Genomic DNA, 21,426 nt, shown 5'->3' with positions numbered 1-21,426 from the left:
CCTACGGAGCCCGGCGGTCACTTCGTGGGGACGGGCCGGCCGCTCGTTCCCGAAGCCGCCGCCTTCTGAGCGGCCGGGCCCGTCCTGCGGGACGGCAGAAGCAGTGCCGGGACCAGGGCCAGGACGCTGAAGCCCGTCACCCACCAGAACGCCGTCCCGAACCCGGCGGCCCGGTCGCCCAGCCCGCTGCCCGACGTCGCGTGCTCCAGGATCACCACCAGCGCGGCCGTGCCGAACGAACCGCCGAGCTGCTGCATGATGCGGATCACGGTGGTCGCGTTCGGGATGTCGTCCGGGGTCAGGTCGACGTAGGCCCCGGTCACGATGGCCACCGTCGCCGCGCCGAGCCCGGCGCCGCGGACGACCAGGGCGATGCCGAGGTACCACTCGTTGGTGTCCGTGCCGACCTGGGTGTACGCCAGCGTGCCCACCAGCGCGAGCAGCATGCCGGACACGACGATCGGCTTCGCTCCGATCCGGTCGGTGAGACCGCCCGCCCAGCGGGTGAGAAGAGCGCCGAGACCCTGGGGAGCCAGCAGGAGACCGGCGGTCAACGCCGTGTCTCCTCGCACCTGCTGGTAATACAGGGGCAGCAGCAGGATCGCGCCGTACAACGAGAAACCCGCGAGGAAGAGCAGCACCGCGCTCATCGAGAACGACCGCACCCGGAAGAGGCGCACATCCAGAACGGCGTCCCGCCTGCGCAGGCTGTACAGCAGGAAGGCCGTCAGGAGCACCAGGCCGCCGATCAGCGGCACGATGGCCTGAGCCCTCCCGAACCCGCCGTACCGCCCGACCTCCGTGAGGCCGTAGACGACGCCGGCCAGCGCCGGTGACAGCAGGGCGATGCCCGCGACGTCCAGGCGCTTGGTGGTCCGTGCCTCCTGGGCGGGCAGGTGACGCCAGGCGAGCAGCAGCGCGATCAGGCACAGGGGCACGTTGACGTAGAAGATCCAGCGCCAGCTGGTGTTGCTGACGATGAGGCCGCCGAGCACCGGCCCGAGGATGGGCGCGACGACCGCGGCCAGGGTGACCACGGTCAGGATGCGGCCCAGCCGGCGCGGTCCCGCGGAGCGGACCAGCATGATCTGCAGCACGGGCTGCATGAAACCACCCGCGATGCCCTGCAGCACGCGGATGGCGATGAGGCTCTCGATGTTCCAGGCCGCTCCGGCCGCCGCCGAGGTGACCATGAACAGGGCCAGCGACCACATCCAGACCCGCTTGGCGCCGAACCGGTCCGCGGCCCATCCGGTGGCCGGAATCGACATGGCGAAGGCCAGCAGGTAGCCGGTGCTGACCCACTGCACCGTGGTCACCGTGCTGTCGAGCTGCCGGCTGAGCCCGTCGAGGGCGACGTTGACGATCGTGGTGTCGAGCAGCGGCGCCAGGCCGCCGATCACGAGAATGCCGGCGAGCTTGAGCAGCGCCGGATCGAGACGGTCCTTGGACCGGGTCTCTGACATGTTGCGACTCCCCCTGCCATAGGAAACGTTCCGTATCTAATCTAGGGAACTCAGCGTATCTAATCTTTCGAGTGTCGTGAAGTCGTCCAGGCTCCGGACTGGTCCCGCCTTAGGGCGGGTTTGGCGACGGTCGCGACGATGACGCGACCCCACCCCTCCGGAGGCGGCAAGTGCTTGAGAAGCGACTCGAGGTCCCGTCGGCCCAGCGACACGAAACGGGCAGGCTCACGCCCTACCTCTCCGTACGGCCGGCCACCGACGCCCGTCCGCGGCTGTTCTGCTTCCCCCACGCGGGAGGTTCCGCGTCCGTCTTCACCGTGCTGCGCAACGTGCTGGCGGACCGGGTCAACGTCGTACCGGTGCAACTGCCCGGCCGAGAGCGGCGACTGCACGATCCGCTGCCCATGGACATGGCCGCGCTCGTGGCGGACCTCGACACCCAACTCGACCCGTATCTCGACCGTCCGTACGCCCTCTACGGCCACAGCATGGGCGCCCTCGTCGCCCACGATCTCGCGGTCCGGCGGGCCGAACGCGGGGCCAGTACGCCGCGTCGGCTGCTCACCGGCGCGTGCCGCGCACCCCATCTGCCGGCCGCCTTCGCCGCGGCACACGCGCAGCCCGACGGGGTGCTGCGCGCGCAGATGCTCTCGTGCGGCGGTCTGTCCGAGGACATGCTCGCCTACCCCGACTGGGTCGAGGCCGCGCTCACCCTCACCCGAGGGGATCTGCGCCTGTGCGCGAGCAGGGTGCATACGCCGGCCGGTCCCGTGCCATGGCCGGTCGAGGCGTTCCACGGTGCCGGCGACCCGCTGGTCGCCGAGAGCGAGGCGGCCGCCTGGGCCGAGCACAGCAACGGGGAGTTCGGTCTGCACAGGCTGCCGGGGGGTCACTTCTTCCTGGTCGGCGCGGCGAGCCGGCGGTTCGCGGCCCGCGTCGGCGCAGCCGTGTCGCGGCCCGTCGCACGGGAGGGGAGCAACCGATGAGCGCACTGGAGATAGCCGTCGTCGGACTGGCCTGCCGACTGCCCGGCGCGCCGGATCCGCAGAGCTTCTGGCGGGTGCTGCGGGACGGTGTGGACGCCGTCACCGAGGCACCCCCGGGTCGTTGGGACAGCGATCTGCTGCCGCACCGGTTCGGCGGATTCCTCGACCAAGTGGACGGCTTCGACGCGGAGTTCTTCGGAGTGTCGCCCCGCGAGGCGGTCACGATGGACCCGCAGCAGCGGCTCATGCTGGAACTGAGCTGGGAGGCGCTGGAGGACGCGGGCATCGTGCCCGGTTCGCTGCACGGCAGCCGCGCCGGTGTGTTCGCCGGTGCCATCTGGGACGACTACGCGGCACTGATGAGCCGGCACGGCATCGAGGCGATCGACCGGCACACCCTCACCGGATCACAGCGCAGCATCATCGCCAACCGGGTGTCCTATCTGCTCGGCCTGCGCGGACCGAGCCTGGCGGTGGACACGGGGCAGTCCTCCTCGCTGGCCGCCGTGCACATGGCGTGCGAAAGCCTCATCCGGGGCGAGTCCACGCTCGCCGTCGCCGGCGGAGTCAATCTGAACCTGCTGCCCGAAAGCACCATGGGAGCGCTGAAGTTCGGTGGTCTGTCCCCGGACGGACGCTGCCACACCTTCGACGTGCGGGCCAACGGTTACGTCCGCGGCGAGGGCGGCGGTGTGGTGGTCCTCAAGCCGCTGCCGGCCGCGCTCGCCGACGGCGACCGCGTGTACTGCGTCATCGCGGGCTCCGCGATGAACAACGACGGCGCCACCGAGAGCCTCACCGTGCCCAGCGCAGCGGGTCAGCGGGATGTGCTGCGCACGGCGTACGAGCGTGCCGGAGCCGACCTCGCGGACGTCGCGTACGTCGAACTGCACGGCACCGGCACCAAGGTCGGCGACCCGGTCGAGGCGGCGGCGCTCGGGGGCGTGTTCACCGGGCACCGGAGCCCCGGTGATCCCCTTCCGGTGGGGTCGGCCAAGACCAACGTCGGACACCTGGAGGGCGCGGCCGGAATCGTCGGCCTGCTCAAGGTCGCCCTGAGCATCGCGCACCGGGAGATCCCGCCGAGTCTCCACTTCACCGAGCCGCCCCCCGACATCCCCCTGGAGGACCTCCGGCTGCGCGTGCAGACGGAGCGGGCGCCCTGGCCGGAGGAACGGCCGCTGGCCGGAGTCAGCTCCTTCGGCATGGGCGGCACCAACTGCCATGTGGTGGTGCGGGAACACGTGCGGGAACCCGTACGGGAACAGATGCGGGAACACACCGGCCCGACCGCCCCCGCCACTCCGACGCCGGACCTGGTGCCATGGGTGCTCTCGGGCCGTACCGAGGCCGCCCTGGCCGCCCAGGCCGCGCGGCTGGCCGACCACGTACGGCGGAACCAGGGCCTCGAAACTGCGGACATCGGCCTCTCCCTGGCCACCACCCGCACCTCGTTCAAGCACCGCGCCGCCGTGACCGGGGCGGACCGCACGGCCCTGCTCGCCGGGCTCACGGCGCTCGCCCAGGGCGAGCCCGCCGCACAACTGCGGCGCGGCGTGGCCGACGGCGGCGACGTGGCATTCGTCTTCCCCGGCCAGGGGGCGCAGCGGCTCGGCACGGGCCGCGAACTGTACGCGGCACAACCGGCGTTCGCGGCCGCCCTCGACGACATCTGCGTCCATCTCGACCGGCACCTCCCCCTTCCCCTGCGTGCCGTCCTGTGGGCCGACGAGGGCACCGCCGAGGCCGCGCTGCTCGACCAGACGCAGTACACACAACCCGCGCTGTTCGCCCTGGAAGTCGCGCTCCACGGGCTGATGGAGCACTGGGGAGTCCGGTCCGGTGTGCTGCTCGGGCACTCCATCGGCGAGGTCGCCGCCGCGCACGTCGCCGGAGTGCTCTCTGCGGCGGACGCGGCGACGCTCATCACCGCGCGCGGCCGGCTCATGCAGGCCCTGCCCGCCGGCGGCGCCATGCTCGCCGTCGAGGCGGACGAGGCGGAGGCACGGGCCCGACTGGACCTGACCGGCCGTGCGGACATCGGCATCGCGGCGGTCAACGGGCCGTTGGCCGTCGTTCTCTCGGGCGCCGCGGACGCCCTGGAACCGGTGGCCGCCTACTTCCGCGAGGCCGGCCGCAGGACCAGGCGACTGGCGGTGAGCCACGCCTTCCACTCTCCGCTGATGGCCCCCATGCTCGACGACTTCCGCTCCGTCGTCTCGGACCTCGCCCTCGCGCCGCCCCGGCTGCCGATCGTGTCGACCGTCCTGGGCGCCGAGGTCACCGACGAGATGAACCGGCCCGACTACTGGATCGAGCACGTGCGCCGCCCGGTACGGTTCGCCGACGCCGCGGTCGCCGCCCATGCCCGCGGTGCCCGGACCTTCGCCGAGCTCGGCCCCGGCCGCGCGCTGACCGCCGCCCTGCGCGGATGTGTACCCGACGGCGCCTTCCTGGCCGGGCTGCGCGACGGCGCCGAGAACCAGTCGATGACCTCCGCCCTGGCCGCACTGCACGTCCACGGGGCCGAGGTCGACTGGCAGGCACTGTTCGGCGCCGGGGCCCGCACCGTCCCGGTGCCCACCTACGCCTTCCAGCGCCGCAGCCACTGGATCGGCGCCCCTGTCGGCCGGGCGGCCCGCCCCGCGGACACGCCGGCCGAGTCACCCGCGGCGCCCGAGGCCGAGAGGACCGAGGCCGAGACGACCGAGGCCACGCACGGGTTCGCCCGCCGGCTGGCCGGTCTCGGCGAGGCCGAGCAACTGCACACCGTACTGGAGCTGGTCCGCACCGGCGTAGCCATCGTGCTCGGGCACGTGGGACCCGAAACGGTCGACCCGTCCACGACGTTCAAGCAGCTCGGCTTCGACTCGCTGGCGGCCGTCGAGATGCGCGAGCAGCTGGCCGCCACGACCGGGCTCGCCCTGCCGGCCGCCCTGCTGTTCAACCACCCCACGCCCACGGCGCTCGCCGCGTACCTGCGCGACGAACTGCTCAGTACCGGCCGCGTTGCCAACGAGCCCACGACCGGCCGCCCGGCGGTGGACGAACCGATCGCCGTGGTGGCGATGAGCTGCCGCTACCCCGGAGGCGTCCGCTCGCCCGAGGACCTGTGGGAGCTGGTCTCCCACGGTGCCGACGCCGTCTCCGGCTTCCCGGACAACCGGGGATGGGACCTCGACGCCCTCCACGACCCGCAGCGCCGCCGTCCCGGCACCAGCTATGTGGACCAGGGCGGATTCCTGCACGACGCCGACCTGTTCGACCCCGGCTTCTTCGGGATCAACCCGCGTGAGGCCACCGCCATGGACCCCCAGCAGCGCCTGCTGCTGGAGACGTCGTGGGAAGCGCTCGAACGCGCCGGGATCGACCCCAGCGGGCTGCGCGGCCGACCCGTCGGCGTGTTCGTCGGGATGATGTCCCAGGACTACGGGCCCCGCCTGCACGAGGAGGGCGGCGGACACGAGGGCTACCTGCTCACCGGGACCACGGCGAGTGTGGCCTCCGGCCGGATCTCCTACGTCCTCGGCTTCGAGGGCCCTGCGGTCACCGTGGACACGGCCTGCTCGTCCTCGCTGGTCGCCCTGCACCTGGCGGCGCAGGCGCTGGGGCAGGGGGAGTGCACGCTCGCCCTGGCCGGCGGGGCCGCCGTGCTCGCCAACCCCGGCATGTTCGTGGAGTTCAGCACCCAGCGGGGGCTCGCTCCCGACGGCCGCTGCAAGGCGTTCGCCGCGGCCGCCGACGGCACGGCGTGGGCGGAGGGCGCCGGCATGCTCGTACTGGAACGGCTGTCCGACGCCCGGCGTGCGGGGCACCCGGTGCTCGCCGTGCTGCGCGGCAGCGCCGTCAACTCCGACGGCGCGAGCAACGGCCTAACGGCGCCGAACGGCCCGTCACAGGAGCGCGTCATACGGCAGGCACTCACCGCCGCCCGGCTGACGGCGGCCGACGTCGACGCCGTGGAGGCGCACGGTACCGGTACCCGGCTGGGCGACCCCATAGAGGCCGATGCCCTGCTGGCGACGTATGGCCGGGATCGCCATCCCGAACGGCCCCTGCTCCTCGGCTCGTTGAAGTCGAACATCGGCCATGCGCAGGCCGCCGCCGGTGTCGGCGGAGTGATCAAGATGGTGCAGGCCCTGCGGCACGGCCTGCTGCCCCGGACGCTGCACGTCGACGAAGCCTCCCCGCACGTCGACTGGTCGTCCGGCGCGGTGTCGCTGCTCACCGAGGCCATGGACTGGCCGGCTTCGGACCGGCCACGCCGGGCCGGTATCTCCTCGTTCGGCATCAGCGGTACGAACGCCCACGTCATCATCGAGGAGCCGCCCACGCCCGACCGCCCCGAGCCCCGCGACCCTGCGCCGGCCCGGCCATGGGTGTGGCCGCTGTCCGCACGGACGGAGTCCGCCCTGCGCACGGCGGCGGCCGCGTTGCACGACCGGGTCGCCGCCGACGACCACGGAGCGGCCCCCGGTGACCTCGCGTACTCGCTGGCCGTCACCCGGACGGCGTTCGAACATCGCGCCGCCGTCGTCGGCGAGGACCGCGCCGATCTGCTGCGCGGCCTGGAGGCGCTCACCGAGGGCGCTCCGGCCCCGCACGTCGTGACCGGCCGGGGGAGCGGGGCCAGGACCGTGTTCGTCTTCCCCGGCCAGGGCTCGCAGTGGAGCGGCATGGCCCGCGAACTCCTCGACACCTCACCGGTCTTCGCCGCCGAGATCGATGCCTGCGAGCAGGCACTGACCCCGTACGTCGACTGGTCGTTGACCGCGGTCCTGCGGGAGTCGGCCGAGGCACCCGGACTCGACCGCGTCGACGTCGTGCAGCCCGCCCTGTGGGCGGTGATGGTTGCGCTGGCCGCCCTGTGGCGTTCCCTCGGCATCGAGCCGGACGCGGTGATCGGGCACTCGCAGGGCGAGGTCGCGGCGGCGTACGTCGCCGGTGCCCTGTCCCTCACGGACGCCGCCAAGGTGGTGGCCCTGCGCAGCCGTGCGGTGGCCGAACTGGCCGGCACCGGCGGCATGGTCTCCGTGCCGCTCCCGGCCGCCGAGACCCGGGTCCGCCTGGCACCCTGGCCGGACCGGATCGGCGTCGCCGCCGAGAACGGACCGTCCGTCACCGTCGTGGCGGGGGACGCGGCGGCGCTCGACGCCTTCGTCGACTCGTGTGCGGCGGACGGCGTGCGCTGCCGCCGGATCGCGGTGGACTACGCCTCGCACACCCACCACGTGGAGCGGCTGCGCGAACGACTGCGGACGGCACTCGCGGGCTTGGAGCCGCGCCGGCCCGCCGTCGCCTTCTACTCGACGGTGCACGGCGGCCGGTACGACGCCTCGCTGGACGGGGAGTACTGGTACGAGAACCTGCGCAACCCCGTCCGGTTCGAACAGACGGTCAGGACGCTGGTGGAGGACGGCTACCGGGTGTTCGTCGAGTCCAGCGCCCACCCGGTGCTCACGGTGGGCATCGCGGAGACCCTGGAGCAGAGGGGCGTGGCCGCCGCGACGGTCGGATCGCTCCGCCGGGACCACGGGGGCTGGGACCGCTTCCTGAAGTCCTTCGCCGAGGCCCACGCGATGGGCGCGGTCGTCTCCTGGGCGACGTTCTTCGAGGGCGCCGGGTGCCGGACCGTGGACCTGCCGACGTACCCCTTCGAACGCGACCGCTACTGGCTGCCGTCCCCACCGCCTCGTACCGGCATCGGCGGCCTGGGGCTCACCGCCACGGACCACCCGCTGCTCGGCGCGGCGGTCAGCCTCGCCGAGGGCGACGGTTTCCTGCTCACCTCGACGCTCTCCACGCGGACGCACCCCTGGCTGGCCGACCACGCGGTGCTGGACACCGTCCTCGTGCCGGGCACCGTGCTGGTCGAACTCGCGCTCGCGGCGGGCGACCGGATCGGCTGCGTCCGGGTCGACGAGCTGACGATCGAGACACCGCTGGTGCTGCCCGGCACCGCCGCGGTCCAGATCCAGGTCGAGGTCGGTGGTGAGGACGACGGCGTGCACGCCTTCACCGTCCACTCGCGACCGCGCGGTGAGTCGGAGTTCGACGGGACACCGTGGACCCGGCACGCCACCGGGCTGCTGTCCTCGGACGCCGGCACGGTCGAGCCGCCTGCCGACGATGCCTGGCCGCCTCCCGGCGCCGAGTCGGTCGACATCGCCGGCGTCTACGACCGCCTCGCCGAGCGCGGCTACCAGTACGGACCGGCTTTCCAGGGGCTGCGAGCGATGTGGCGGCGCGGCGACGAGGCGTTCGCCGAGGTGGCCCGCGGCGACAGCGGCCAGGAAGCGGGAACCGACGGTTTCGTGCTGCATCCCGCGCTGCTCGACGCGGCCCTGCACCCGCTGGTGCTCGGGCTGACCGGCGCGGCGGACCCGGACCCGGCGCGGCCGCCGCTGCTGCCGTTCTCCTGGAGCGGTGTCCGGCTGCGGCTGGCCGGCGCCGACAGCCTGCGGGTACACCTCACGCCCACCGGTCGGGACAGCGCCCGGCTGCGGCTGACCGACGGCACGGGCGAACCGGTCGCCTCGGTCGACGCGCTGGCGCTGCGCCCGTGGCAGTCCGACGCGGCCGACGGGCCGTCGGGCGGACCTGCCGGTGCCCTGTACGGCGTGGAATGGACGGCCGTCCCCACCAGTGCCCACGGCGGTCGCACGGTGGTGATCGCCGCCCCGGACGCCGAGTTGCCGCCCGCGCTGCGCCGGGCCGACCCGCTCGTCGTCCCCGACCTGGCCGCACTCGCCGCACAACCCGACCTCCCCGACACCGTCCACGCCCTGGTCAGCGGGCCGCAGGACTCGCCCGCCGCCGTGCACGAACGGGTGGCAACGACGCTCGCCCTGCTGCGGGCGTGGCTCGCCGATGAGCGGTTCACCCAGGGCCGGCTGGTGGTCGTCACCCGCGGCGCGGTCGCGGCCGAATCGGACGACGAGGTACGGGACTTGGCGGGCAGCGCGGTGTGGGGCCTGGTCCGCACCGCGCAGAGCGAGCAGCCCGGCCGGTTCGGGCTCCTCGACCTGGACGACGGCGACGGCCCCGTGCACTGCGCGGACGAACCCCAACTCGCCTTGCGTACCGGCATGTTGCGCGCGCCCCGGCTCATCCGCCTGCACCGCCCCGAAGAGCCGGACGCCCCCACGTTCGACCCCGAGGGAACCGTCCTCGTCACCGGAGCGACCGGGACGCTCGGCGCCACGGTGGCCCGGCATCTGGTGGCCGAACACCGCGTGCGGCACCTGCTGCTGGTGAGCCGCCGGGGCGCCGACGCCCCGAACGCCATCGAACTCACCGCCGAACTCACCGCCTGGGGCGCGGACGTAGCCGTAGCCTCCTGCGACGTCGGCGACCGCCGGGCCGTGGCCGGGCTGCTGGCCGGCATACCGTCCGAGCACCCGCTGACCGCCGTGATCCACACCGCCGGCGTGCTCGACGACGCCACCGTGGAGACGCTCTCCCCCGAGGCTCTCGACGCGGTCCTGACCCCGAAGGTGGACGGCGCCTGGCACCTGCACGAGCTCACCGCGGATCTCGATCTGACCGCGTTCGTGCTCTTCTCCTCGGTCGTCGGCACCGTCGGCAGCGCGGGCCAGGGCAACTACGCCGCGGCCAACGCGTTCCTCGACGGGCTCGCCGCGCACCGCCGCGCCCGCGGACTGACCGCCACCTCGCTGGGCTGGGGCCTGTGGGCCACTGCCACCGGGATGACCGGCCATCTCGGCGCGTCCGACCTCGCCCGGCTCGGCCGCTCCGGCATCGCGGAACTCGCCACCGACCAGGGCCTGGCGCTTTTCGACGCCGCCCTGGCCGCCGGTCGCGCGCACGTCGTGCCCGCCCGCCTCGACTTCGCCGCGCTCCGCTCCCTGGCCGCCGCCCGGTCACTGCCGCCGGTCTTCGGTTCAGTGGTCCGCCTGCCGGCCCGCAGGGCCTCCGCTCCCCTCGCGGAGTCACCGGCCGCGCGGCTGGCCTCCCTGCCGCCCGGGGACCGCGACGAAGCCCTCCTCGACGTGGTGCGCACGCAGGTGGCGACCGTCCTCGGACACGCCACGGCCGGCACCATCGACGCCCGGCGGACGTTCAAGGATCTCGGGTTCGACTCGCTGACCGCGGTGGAACTGCGCAACCGCCTCGGCGCGGCCACAGGCCTGCGGCTGCCCGCCACCCTGATCTTCGACCATCCGACCTCCGCCGCCCTGGTCGGCCATCTCGGCGAGCTGCTCCACGGGACCCCGGCAGCCGCAGGCGCCCACGCCGCGCCGACACCCGCCACTGTTGCCGCGGACGAGCCGATCGCCATCATCGGCATGAGCTGCCGCTTCCCCGGCGGTGTCCGCTCGCCCGCCGACCTGTGGCGACTGCTCGCCGAGGCCGGCGACGCCATGGGGGAGTTCCCGGCCGACCGCGGCTGGGACCTGGCAGGCCTGTACGACCCCGATCCGGACGCGGTGGGCAAGGTCACCACGCGGTACGGCGGATTCCTCCACGACGCCGCGGAGTTCGACGCGGGATTCTTCGGTGTCAGCCCGCGCGAGGCCCTCGCGACCGATCCCCAGCACCGGCTGCTGCTGGAGAGCTCGTGGGAGGCGCTCGAGGCGGCCGGGATCGACCCGGAGTTCCTGCGCGGCAGCGACACCGGCGTGTTCACGGGCGTGATGTACCACGACTACGCGTCCCGGCTGCGGCGCGCGCCCGAGGAGCTGGAAGGGTTCCTGCTGGCCGGGAACCAGGCCAGCGTGGCCTCCGGACGTGTGTCCTACACCTTCGGTTTCGAAGGGCCCGCGGTCACGGTCGACACGGCGTGCTCGTCGTCGCTGGTCGCCCTGCACCTGGCGGCCCAGTCGCTGCGCGGCGGGGAGTGCTCCCTGGCACTGGCCGGCGGGGTGGCCGTGATGGCGACCCCGGAGACGTTCGTCGAGTTCAGCCGGCAGCGCGGGCTCGCGCCGGACGGCCGGTGCAAGCCGTTCGCGGCCGCCGCCGACGGTACGGGCTGGAGCGAGGGCGTCGGCCTGCTGCTGACGGAACGGCTGTCCGACGCCCGACGCAACGGACACCCCGTGCTCGCGGTCGTCCGGGGCTCGGCCGTGAACCAGGATGGCGCGTCGAACGGCCTGACCGCCCCGAACGGGCCTTCGCAGCAACGGGTGATACGGCAGGCGCTGCGCAACGCCGGACTGTCCGCCTCCGACGTCGACGCCGTCGAGGCGCACGGCACCGGCACCAGGCTGGGCGATCCCATCGAGGCACAGGCTCTGCTCGCCACCTACGGGGCCGAGCGCGGGCCGGACGCGCCCCTGTGGCTCGGCTCCGTGAAGTCGAACATCGGCCACACCCAGGCCGCTGCCGGAGTCGCCGGAGTCATCAAGCTGGTCGAGGCGATGCGGCACGGAGTACTGCCCGCGACCCTGCACGTCGACGCTCCGTCCCCGCACGTCGACTGGTCGGACGGCACCGTGGCGCTGCTCACCGACGCGGTGCCCTGGCCGGATCGCGGCCGCGCCCGGCGTGCGGCGGTGTCGTCGTTCGGCATCAGCGGCACCAACGCCCACATCATCCTCGAACGGCCCTCGCAGGCCGCGGACTTGGAGGACGTCGCCGCCCGGTCCGGTGACTCCGGCACGGGTTCCGCGGGCTCCGGTGCGCCGTCGGACGATTCGGCCGCGGAGTCCGGCACGGTGCCGTGGGTCCTGTCGGCGCGGGACGAGGACGCTCTGCGCGACCAGGCGCGGCGGCTGCTCGAGCACCTGGCCGCACACCCGCACCTGCGTCCCACCGACATCGGCCTGTCCCTGTCCACCACCCGGGCCGCGCTGCCGCGACGCGCGGTCGTGCTCGGCGACGACCCGCTGCGCGGACTCGACGCGATCGCCGAGGGGCGGCCCAGCGCCACCGTGGTGACCGGAACCGCCGGTGCCCCCGGCCGGACGGTGTTCGTCTTCCCCGGGCAGGGCTCGCAGTGGGCCGGGATGGGGCTGTCCCTCATGGAGTCCTCACCGGTGTTCGCGGAGCGCATGCGGGAATGCGCGGCCGCGGTGGGCGAACACACCGACTGGTCCTTGCTCGACGTCCTGCGCGAAGCCCCGGACGCACCACCCCTGGACCGGGTGGACGTCGTCCAGCCCGCGCTGTTCGCGCTGATGGTCTCCCTGGCGGCGCTGTGGGAGTCGCTCGGTGTACGGCCCGACGCGGTGATCGGCCACTCGCAGGGAGAGATCGCGGCCGCCTGCGTCGCCGGGGCACTGACCCTGGAGGACGCCGCCCGAGTGGTGACCCTGCGCAGTCGGGCGATCCGCGAACTGGCGGGCACCGGCGGGATGGTGTCGGTGGCACTGCCCGCCGACGTCGCCGCCGAGCGGATCGCCCGCTGGGAGCGCAGGCTCGCGGTCGCCGCAATCAACGGACCGGGCTCGGTCGTCGTGTCCGGCGATCCCGAGGCGCTTCGGGAACTGGTCGCGCAGTGCGCCACGGAGAACGTGCGGACCCGGGTCGTTCCCGTCGACTACGCCTCGCACTCCGGGCACGTGGAGATCCTTCGCGACCGGCTGCTGGAGGCCCTCGCGCCGATCCGCCCCCGTTCCCCGCGCATCCCCTTCCACTCCACCGTCGACGGCCTCGCACCGGATGTACCGCTCGACGCGGAGTACTGGTACGAGAACCTGCGCCGGACCGTGCGCTTCGAGGAGGCGGCCCGCGGCCTGGCCGACCGCGGGCACGGCGTGTTCGTCGAGGTCAGCCCGCACCCCGTGCTGGCCCTCCCGTTGCAGGAGACGGCACCCGACGCCGTCGTGGTGCCGTCGCTGCGCCGCGACGAGGGCGGCCTCGACCGGTTCCTGGCCTCCGCCGCCACCGCCCACGTGCACGGCCTGGCCGTCAGCTGGCCGTTCCCCGCCGGGGCCCGGCAGGTCGCCCTCCCCACCTACGCCTTCCAGCACCGGCGCTACTGGCTGGACGCGCCGGAGGCCCCCGGCGACATGTCGGCGGCCGGGCTGGGGACGACGGACCATCCCCTGCTCGGCGCCACCCTCGACCTGGCCGACGGCGACGGCCGCGTGTTCACCGGTCGGCTGTCCCCGCGCGGTCACCCCTGGCTGGCCGACCACGCCGTGCGCGGACAGGCACTGTTCCCGGGCGCCGGGTTCGTCGAACTCGTACGGCACGCCGGGCAGTCGCTGGGCCGGGACGTGGTCGAGGATCTGACGCTGGCCGCACCGCTGCCCCTCGACGACGACCGGGCGGTGCAGGTCCAGGTCACCGTCGGGGCCGCCGACGCGGACGGACGCCGCTCCACCGCGGTGTACGCGCGGCCCGACGGATCCGACGACCCGTGGATCTGCCATGCCACAGGTCTGCTGGGCACCGCCGCGGCCGGCGCCGAGCCCCCGCCGGAGCGGGCCTGGCCGCCGCCCGGCGCGGTCCCGGTCGACCTGGACGGCCTCTACCCGCGGCTCGCCGAGCGAGGCTACGACTACGGACCGGCATTCCAGGGCCTGCGCAGGGCCTGGCACGTCGGGGAGGAGATCTGCGCGGAGGTCTCCCTGGACGAGGAGCCGGCCGACGCCTTCGGCATCCACCCGGCCCTGTTCGACGCCGCCCTGCAGACGGTTCTGCTGGACGAGCGGACACCGGGTGCGCTGCCCTTCGCCTTCGCGGGCGTCACCGTGCATGCCGTGGGCGCGACGACGCTGCGTGTCCGGCTGCGCCCCGCCGGCCCCGAGCGCTTCTCGCTGACCGCCACCGGACCGGCGGGGGACGCCGTGCTCACGGTGGACGCCGTGACTCTGCGGGACATGCCGGTGAGCGCACCCTCGGCACACGGACCGCTGTACCGGGTGGCGTGGCAGCCGGCGCCCCGGCCGGCCGCCGCACCGCCGAGTTGCGCGGTGCTGGGCGAACTCGACGGATACCCCGCCCACGACCCGGACGCCCCCGCCGAGGTCCTGCTGCTGCCGGCCTTCACCGGCGCGGACGGCGAGACGGTGCCTGCCCGGGCGACGGCGACCGTTCACCGGGTCCTGGAGCAGCTCCAGGACGTGCTGGCCCAGGAACGGCTCTCGGACACCCGCCTGGCGGTCCTCACCCGGCACGCCGTAGCCGTCGAAACTGCTGAAGCCGCTGAAGCCGCTGAAGCCGCCGGAACAGCCGGAACCATCGACCCGGTCACAGCACCGCTGTGGGGGCTGCTCCGCTCGGCGCAGTCCGAACACCCGAGCCGCTTCGTGCTCGTCGACACCGACGTGCCGTCACCCTCCGCGATCGGCGCGGCGCTCGCCCTGGGCGAGCCGCAGATCGCCGTACGAGGCGACCGCTTCCTGGTGCCACGGCTCACCCGGACTCAGGAAGGCTCCGGCCGGACGGCGTTCGCGCCGGAGGGCACGGTCCTCGTCACCGGCGGCACCGGCACCCTCGGCACCCTGCTCGCCCGGCACCTGGTGACCCGGCACGGTGTCCGCCGCCTCCTGCTGGCCGGACGCCGTGGGCCGACCGCGCCCGGAGCGCGTGAACTGGTCGAGGAACTCGTCGCGTTGGGCGCCGACGTCACGGTGGCGGCGTGCGACGTCGCCGACCGCGCGGCCCTGGCCGCTCTGCTGGAGGGCATCCCCGCGGCACACCCGCTCACCGGAGTGATCCACGCGGCCGGGACCCTCGCGGACGCGACCGTGGCCAACCTGACGCCGGACCAGGTGGAGGCGGTCATGCGGGTGAAGGCCCAGGCCGCCTGGCACCTGCACGAGCTCACCCGCGAGTCGGAACCGGCGGCGTTCGTGCTGTTCTCCTCGGCCGCCGGCGTGCTGGGCACCGCCGGACAGGCCAACTACGCCGCCGCCAACGCCTTCCTCGACGCCCTCGCCGTTCGGCGCCGGGCCGCAGGACTGCCCGCCACCGCCCTGGCCTGGGGACTGTGGTCGCAGGCCAGTGGCATGACCGGACACCTCGCGGCACCGGACGTCGGTCGGCTGGCCCGCACCGGTCTGGCCCCCATGTCCGCCGCGGAAGGGCTGGCGCTGTTCGATGCCGCAATCGGCCAGGACCTCCCCGACGTCGTCCCGGCGAAGCTGGACCACGCGGCCCTGCGGGCCGGCGAGCAGGTCCCGCCGATCCTGCGCGGTCTCGCCCGCGCCACGCCCCGCCCCACCGCCTCGGCGGCCGGAACCCCGGCGTCCGGCCTGGCCGACCGGCTGGCCGGGCTGTCACCGGAAGCAGGCAGCCGACTGCTGCTGGACGCCGTACGCTCGGCCGCCGCGGCGGTCCTCGGCCACGACGGCCCGGACGCCGTCGACCCGGCCCGGACCTTCAAGGAGGCCGGCTTCGACTCCCTGACCGCGGTGGAACTGCGCAACCGGCTGGGCACGATCGCCGGCCGGCGACTGCCCGCCACCCTGGTCTTCGACCACCCCACCCCCGACGCCCTCGCCGACCACCTGCGCGCCGAGCTGACCGGCACGCCCACCTCCGCCCACGCCCCCACCACGCAGGTGCCGGCCGACCAGGCCGAGCCGATCGCCGTCGTCGGCATGGCCTGCCGCTTCCCCGGCGGCGTGACCGGGCCCGAGGACCTGTGGCGGCTCGTCCGCACCGAGACCGACGCCATCGGGGAGTTCCCGACCGACCGCGGCTGGGACCTGGCCGGACTGTACGACCCCGACCCCGAGCACCTGGGAACCAGTTACGTCCGCCACGGCGGCTTCCTCGACGACGCCGCCCACTTCGACCCCGCCTTCTTCGGGATGAGCCCCCGCGAGGCGCTGACCACCGACCCACAGCAGCGACTCCTGCTGGAGACGTCGTGGGAGGCGGTGGAGCGCGCCGGCCTCGACCCCGCCACCTTGCGGGGTAGCACCACGGGCGTGTTCGCCGGAGTGATGTACGACGACTACGGCGCACGCCTGGCCACCGCCCCGACGGACTACGAGGGCTATCTCGTCAGCGGCAGCGCGGGCAGCGTCGCCTCCGGCCGCGTCGCCTACACCTTCGGCTTCGAGGGCCCCGCGATCACCGTGGACACCGCCTGTTCCTCGTCCCTGGTGGCGATGCACCTGGCCGTGCGGTCGCTGCGCGGGGGAGAGTGCGGGCTGGCCCTGGCGGGCGGCGTCGCCGTGATGGCCACGCCCGCCGTGTTCGTGGAGTTCAGCCGGCAGCGCGGGCTCGCGCCGGACGGCCGATGCAAGCCGTTCGCGGCCGCCGCCGACGGCGCGGCCTGGGCCGAGGGCGTCGGCATGCTCGTACTGGAACGGCTGTCCGACGCCGTCGCCCACGGCCACCGTGTGCTCGCGGTGATCCGCGGTTCGGCCGTCAACTCCGACGGTGCCTCCAACGGCCTGACCGCCCCGAACGGCCCGGCACAGCAACGCGTCATCCAACAGGCCCTCGCCGACGCCCGGTTGTCCACGGCCGACATCGACGCCGTCGAGGCACACGGGACGGGAACCACGCTGGGCGACCCCATCGAGGCCCAGGCGCTGCTGGCCACCTACGGCCGGGGCCGCGAGGGTGCCGACCCGGTGTGGCTGGGGTCGGTGAAGTCAAACATCGGCCACACCCAGGCCGCGTCCGGGGTCGCGGGCGTGATCAAGATGATCCAGGCGATGCGGCACGGCACGCTGCCGCGGACGCTGCACGTGGACGAGCCGTCGCCGCACGTCGACTGGTCCACGGGAGCGGTGAGCCTGCTCACCGAGGCCCGTGAGTGGCCGGAACGCGACCGGCCCCGCCGGGCGGCCATCTCGTCGTTCGGGGTGAGCGGCACCAACGCGCACCTCATCCTCGAACAGCCTGCCGCCGTACCGGAGGCCGACGGGACCACGGACGCGGAGCCGTCGCGGCCCGCGACGTCCCGTCCGGCGCCCTGGGTGCTCTCCGCGAAGACCGACAACGCCCTGCGGGCGCGGGCCGCCCGGTTGCGGGACGTCGTCGCCGGACAGGAGGACCTGAGGCCCGACGAGGTGGGGTACGCGCTGGCGACCGGCCGCTCCGTCTTCGACCACCGTGCCGTCCTGCTGGGCGGGGACGAGGCCGCGCTGTCCGCCCTGGCGCGCGGTGACGCCGCACAGAACCTCGTCACCGGAGTGACCCGGGTTCCCGCCCGCCCCGTCTTCGTCTTCCCGGGCCAGGGCTCCCAGTGGGCCGGCATGGCCACCGGCCTCCTGGCGACCGAGCCGGTCTTCGCAGCGCGGATCGCCGAGTGCGCCACCGCCCTCGCGCCGTTCACCGACTGGTCCCTGCCGGACGTCCTCGCGGACGGTGACGCAGGGCACCTGGACCGGGTGGACATCGTCCAGCCGGCCCTGTGGGCGGTGATGGTCTCGCTCGCCGAGCTGTGGCGCTCCCGGGGCGTGAGGCCCAGCGCGGTCATGGGGCACTCGCAGGGTGAGATTGCCGCCGCGACCGTCGCGGGCGGGCTGTCCCTGGAGGACGGCGCCCGGGTGGTCGCGCTGCGCAGCCGCGCACTGCGGGCCATCGCCGGACCCGGCGGCATGATGTCCGTCGCCCTGCCCGCCGCCGAACTCGCCGGACGCCTCGACCCGCTGGGCCTGTCGATCGCCGCGGTCAACGGCGCGCGTTCGACGGTCGTGTCCGGCGCGGCCGACGTGCTCGCCGCCCTGCACACGGAGCTCGTCGCCGCAGGACACCGGGCGCGGATCATCCCGGTCGACTACGCCTCCCACTCGCCAGAGGTCGAGCGGATCCGCGATGACGTCCTACGGCTGCTCGAACCGGTCCGACCGCGCGAGACGGACGACGTGACGTTCCTGTCCGCCGTCACCGCCGCCCCGCTGAACACCGCGGAGCTCGACGCCGACTACTGGTACCGCAACCTGCGCGGCTGTGTCCGATTCGACGAGACCACCCGCGCGGCCCTGGCACTGGGCCACGACCTGTTCGTCGAGGCGAGCCCGCATCCGGTGCTGACGACCGCGGTGCAGGAGACCGCGGAGGCCGACGGCGCCCCCGTGGCCGCGATCGGCACGCTGCGCCGCGCCGACGGCGGGCCGCGCCGGTTCCTGTGGTCGCTGGCCGAGGCGTACGTCCATGGCGCGGACGTCGACTGGACCGCCGCGTTCGACTCCCGGCCCCGCCCGGTCGAGCTGCCGACGTATCCGTTCGAACGCCAGCGGTACTGGCTGGACGCGGCCGATGCCGGCGGCCGCCCCGACCGCCTGGGAGTGGCGGCCGCGAACCACCCGCTGGCCGGCGCGGTGGTCGAACTGGGCGACGACCGCGGGCTGGTGCTCACCGGAGTGCTCTCCGTGCGGCTGCAGCCCTGGCTGGCCGACCACGCGGTCCTCGCTACCCCGCTCCTGCCCGGCACCGCGTTCGTCGAACTCGCCCGGCACGCCGCCGCACTCTCCGGCTGCGCCGCCATCGCCGAACTCACCCTGGAACAGCCCCTGATCCTGCCGGACGACAAGGAAGTGACCGTTCAGGTCATGGTGGACACCGACCGCCGGCTCACCGTCCACTCGCGGCCCGTCGGCGGCGACGAGGCGTGGACACGCCACGCCACCGGCACTCTCGCCGAGGAGGCAGGCGTCGCGGAGCCCGTCGCCTGGCCACCGCCGGGCACTTCCGCCGACCTCGCCGACGGCTACGCGGCCCTCGCCGAGCGCGGATACGACTACGGCCCCGTCTTCCAGGGGCTCAGGGCCGCCTGGCACGTCGGCGACGAGGTGTACGCCGAGGTCGCCCTGAACCCGGAGACCGACACAGCCGGCTTCGGACTGCATCCCGCGCTGCTCGACGCCGCCCTGCACCCCCTCGTGCTGGGCCTGCTCGGCGCGCCGGACCGGAACGACGACGGCCTCGCCCTGCCGTTCTCCTGGACCGGCGTCACCGTGCACGGCCCGTGCTCCGGTGAACTGCGGGTACGGCTGTCGACGACCCCGTCCGGCGGCGTACACCTGGCCGCCACGGACGGCGCGGGCACCCCCGTACTCACCGTCGAGGAACTCACCACGCGGCCGGTCGCACCGCAGACGCTCACCGGCACCGCGACCGAGGGGCTCTACGAGACGGTCTGGGAGCCCGTGCCACGCCCCGCCGGCGTGCCGCCGGAGCCGGGACGGACGGTCGTACTCGGCCACGACGACCTCGGCCTGCCCGGCCATCCGGCGGGCGAAAGGGTGACCGCCGACATAGTCGTCGTGCCCTGCACGGCCGCCTCCGGCGACACCGCCGCAGACGTTCACGACGTGACCCGGCGAACCCTGACGACTCTGCGCGCCCTCCTGGACGACGAGGGCGGCGACGCGCGTGTGGTGGTGATGACCAGTGGCGCGGTCCAGGCCGTGCCCGGCGAGCCGGTCACCCAGCCCGCCGCTGCGGCCGTGTGGGGCCTGGTCCGCACCGCACAGACCGAACGGCCCGGCCGGATCGTCCTGCTCGACACCGACGTGCCGTCCGCCGACGCGGTCGGTGCGGCTCTCGCGACCGGCGAACCCCAAGTGGCGGTGCGGGCCGGCACCCCGCTCCGTCCCCTGCTCACCCGGGCCCGTCAAGCCGCCTCCTCCGTAGCGGAGCTGACCGGCACGGTACTGGTGACCGGCGGCACCGGCACGCTGGGTTCCGCGGTCGCCCGCCACCTCGTCACCGCGCACGGGGCGAGGCGACTGCTGCTCGTCGGCCGCCGCGGTCCACAACACTCCGGCGCGGAGCGGCTCGTGGCCGAACTCGCCGGCCTCGGCGCGCATGCCGACATCGTCTCCTGCGACACCGCCGACCGAGCGGCACTGGCCGAACTGCTGGCCACGATCCCGGCGGAACACCCGCTCACCGCGGTCGTCCACGCCGCCGGCGTGATCGACGACTCCACGCTCGACTCGATGACCCCCGAGCAGCTGGACACCGTCCTGCGGCCCAAGGCCGACGCGGCCTGGCACCTGCACGAACTGACCCGGGACGCACCCCTGACCGCGTTCGTGTTGTTCTCCTCCCTCGCCGGCACCCTCGGCGGCCCCGGGCAGGCGAACTACGCGGCGGCCAACGCCTTCCTGGACGCGCTGGCGGCCCACCGCCACGCCGAGGGGCGGCCGGCGCACTCCGTGATCTGGGGACACTGGGCGGAGTCCAGCACCATGACCGCGCACCTCGACGAGAAGGACCTTGCCCGCCTGCGTACGGCAGGCATCCGTCCGATGGCGACCCTCGACGCGCTCGCGCTGTTCAGCGCCGCCCTCGGCACCGACGTACCGGCCCTCGTCGCGGCCTCGCTGGACCCGGCCGCGCTGCGTTCCGCCGCGCACTCCGGCACTCTCGCGCCACCCCTGCGCGGCCTGGTCCGCACCCGCACCCGCACCCGGGCCACGGCTCCCGCGGACCCCGAGGGAGGGCTGACCGCCAAACTCGCCGGGCACTCACCCGACGAACAGCGTGCGATGCTCCTCGACCTGGTCCGCGGCCGGGCGGCACTCGTGCTGGGACACCCCGACCCGGCGGCCATCGGCGCGCAACGGGCCTTCAAGGACCTGGGCTTCGACTCACTCACCGCCGTGGAACTGCGCAACGGCCTCAGCGCGGCCACCGGTCTGCGCCTGCCGCCGACCCTGGTCTTCGACCGGCCGTCCCCCGAGGCGGTGGCCGGGCACCTGTACGAACAACTCGCGCGCCCGGAACGGGGGAACAGACTGCTGGCGGAGCTGGAACGGCTGGAAGCCACGCTGAGCTCCCTGGGCCCGACGGAGGTGGGCGAAGCCGCACCCCACCAGGCCGAACTGCTGGCCATCGGCACGCGCATGAAGGCGCTGGCGTCCCGGTGGGACGAGTTGAGCGGCGGCCGGGCCGACGAGGACCTGGGACCCGACGAGGACCTCGGACACCTCGACTCGGCAAGCGACGAGGAGTTGTTCGAGCTGCTCGACGATCGGCTCGGGATGCCGGACCAGGACCAGCTTTAGGCCGCGGCAAGTGCCTGTTAAGGACGCACGAGCAGGCTGAACAGCGTCCCTGCACGTCAGAAGGCCGCGGCGGACGTCGGTGGG

The 21,426-nt window shown here is 74.1% G+C and carries 3 protein-coding genes; 2 read left to right on the top strand and 1 reads right to left on the bottom strand.

All coding sequences use genetic code 11. The features are described 5' to 3' along the window. Positions 1 to 17: 17 nt before the first annotated feature. Positions 18 to 1,466 (bottom strand): DHA2 family efflux MFS transporter permease subunit, encoded by a 1,449-nt coding sequence (locus tag Q4V64_RS00345; RefSeq protein ID WP_124445722.1) that lies wholly within the window; start codon positions 1,464 to 1,466, stop codon positions 18 to 20. Between the two features lie 170 nt (positions 1,467 to 1,636). Between Q4V64_RS00345 and Q4V64_RS00340 the strand changes: the two genes are divergently transcribed. Both Q4V64_RS00340 and Q4V64_RS00335 read left to right on the top strand, forming a co-directional pair. Continuing rightward, entirely contained in the window at positions 1,637 to 2,452 is an 816-nt protein-coding gene (locus Q4V64_RS00340) for an alpha/beta fold hydrolase (RefSeq protein ID WP_124445723.1), read from the top strand. Then, entirely contained in the window at positions 2,449 to 21,342 is an 18,894-nt protein-coding gene (locus Q4V64_RS00335; RefSeq protein WP_124445724.1) for a type I polyketide synthase, read from the top strand. The genes Q4V64_RS00340 and Q4V64_RS00335 overlap by 4 nt, the downstream gene beginning before the upstream one ends. The last annotated feature ends 84 nt before the right edge of the window (positions 21,343 to 21,426 follow it).

The sequence above is a fragment of the Streptomyces sp. NL15-2K genome (assembly GCF_030551255.1).
In the GTDB taxonomy this organism is placed as follows: Bacteria; Actinomycetota; Actinomycetes; order Streptomycetales; family Streptomycetaceae; genus Streptomyces.
The sequence above is the reverse complement of the archived record's forward strand: the minus strand, read 5'-3'. Positions and strand labels throughout refer to the sequence as shown.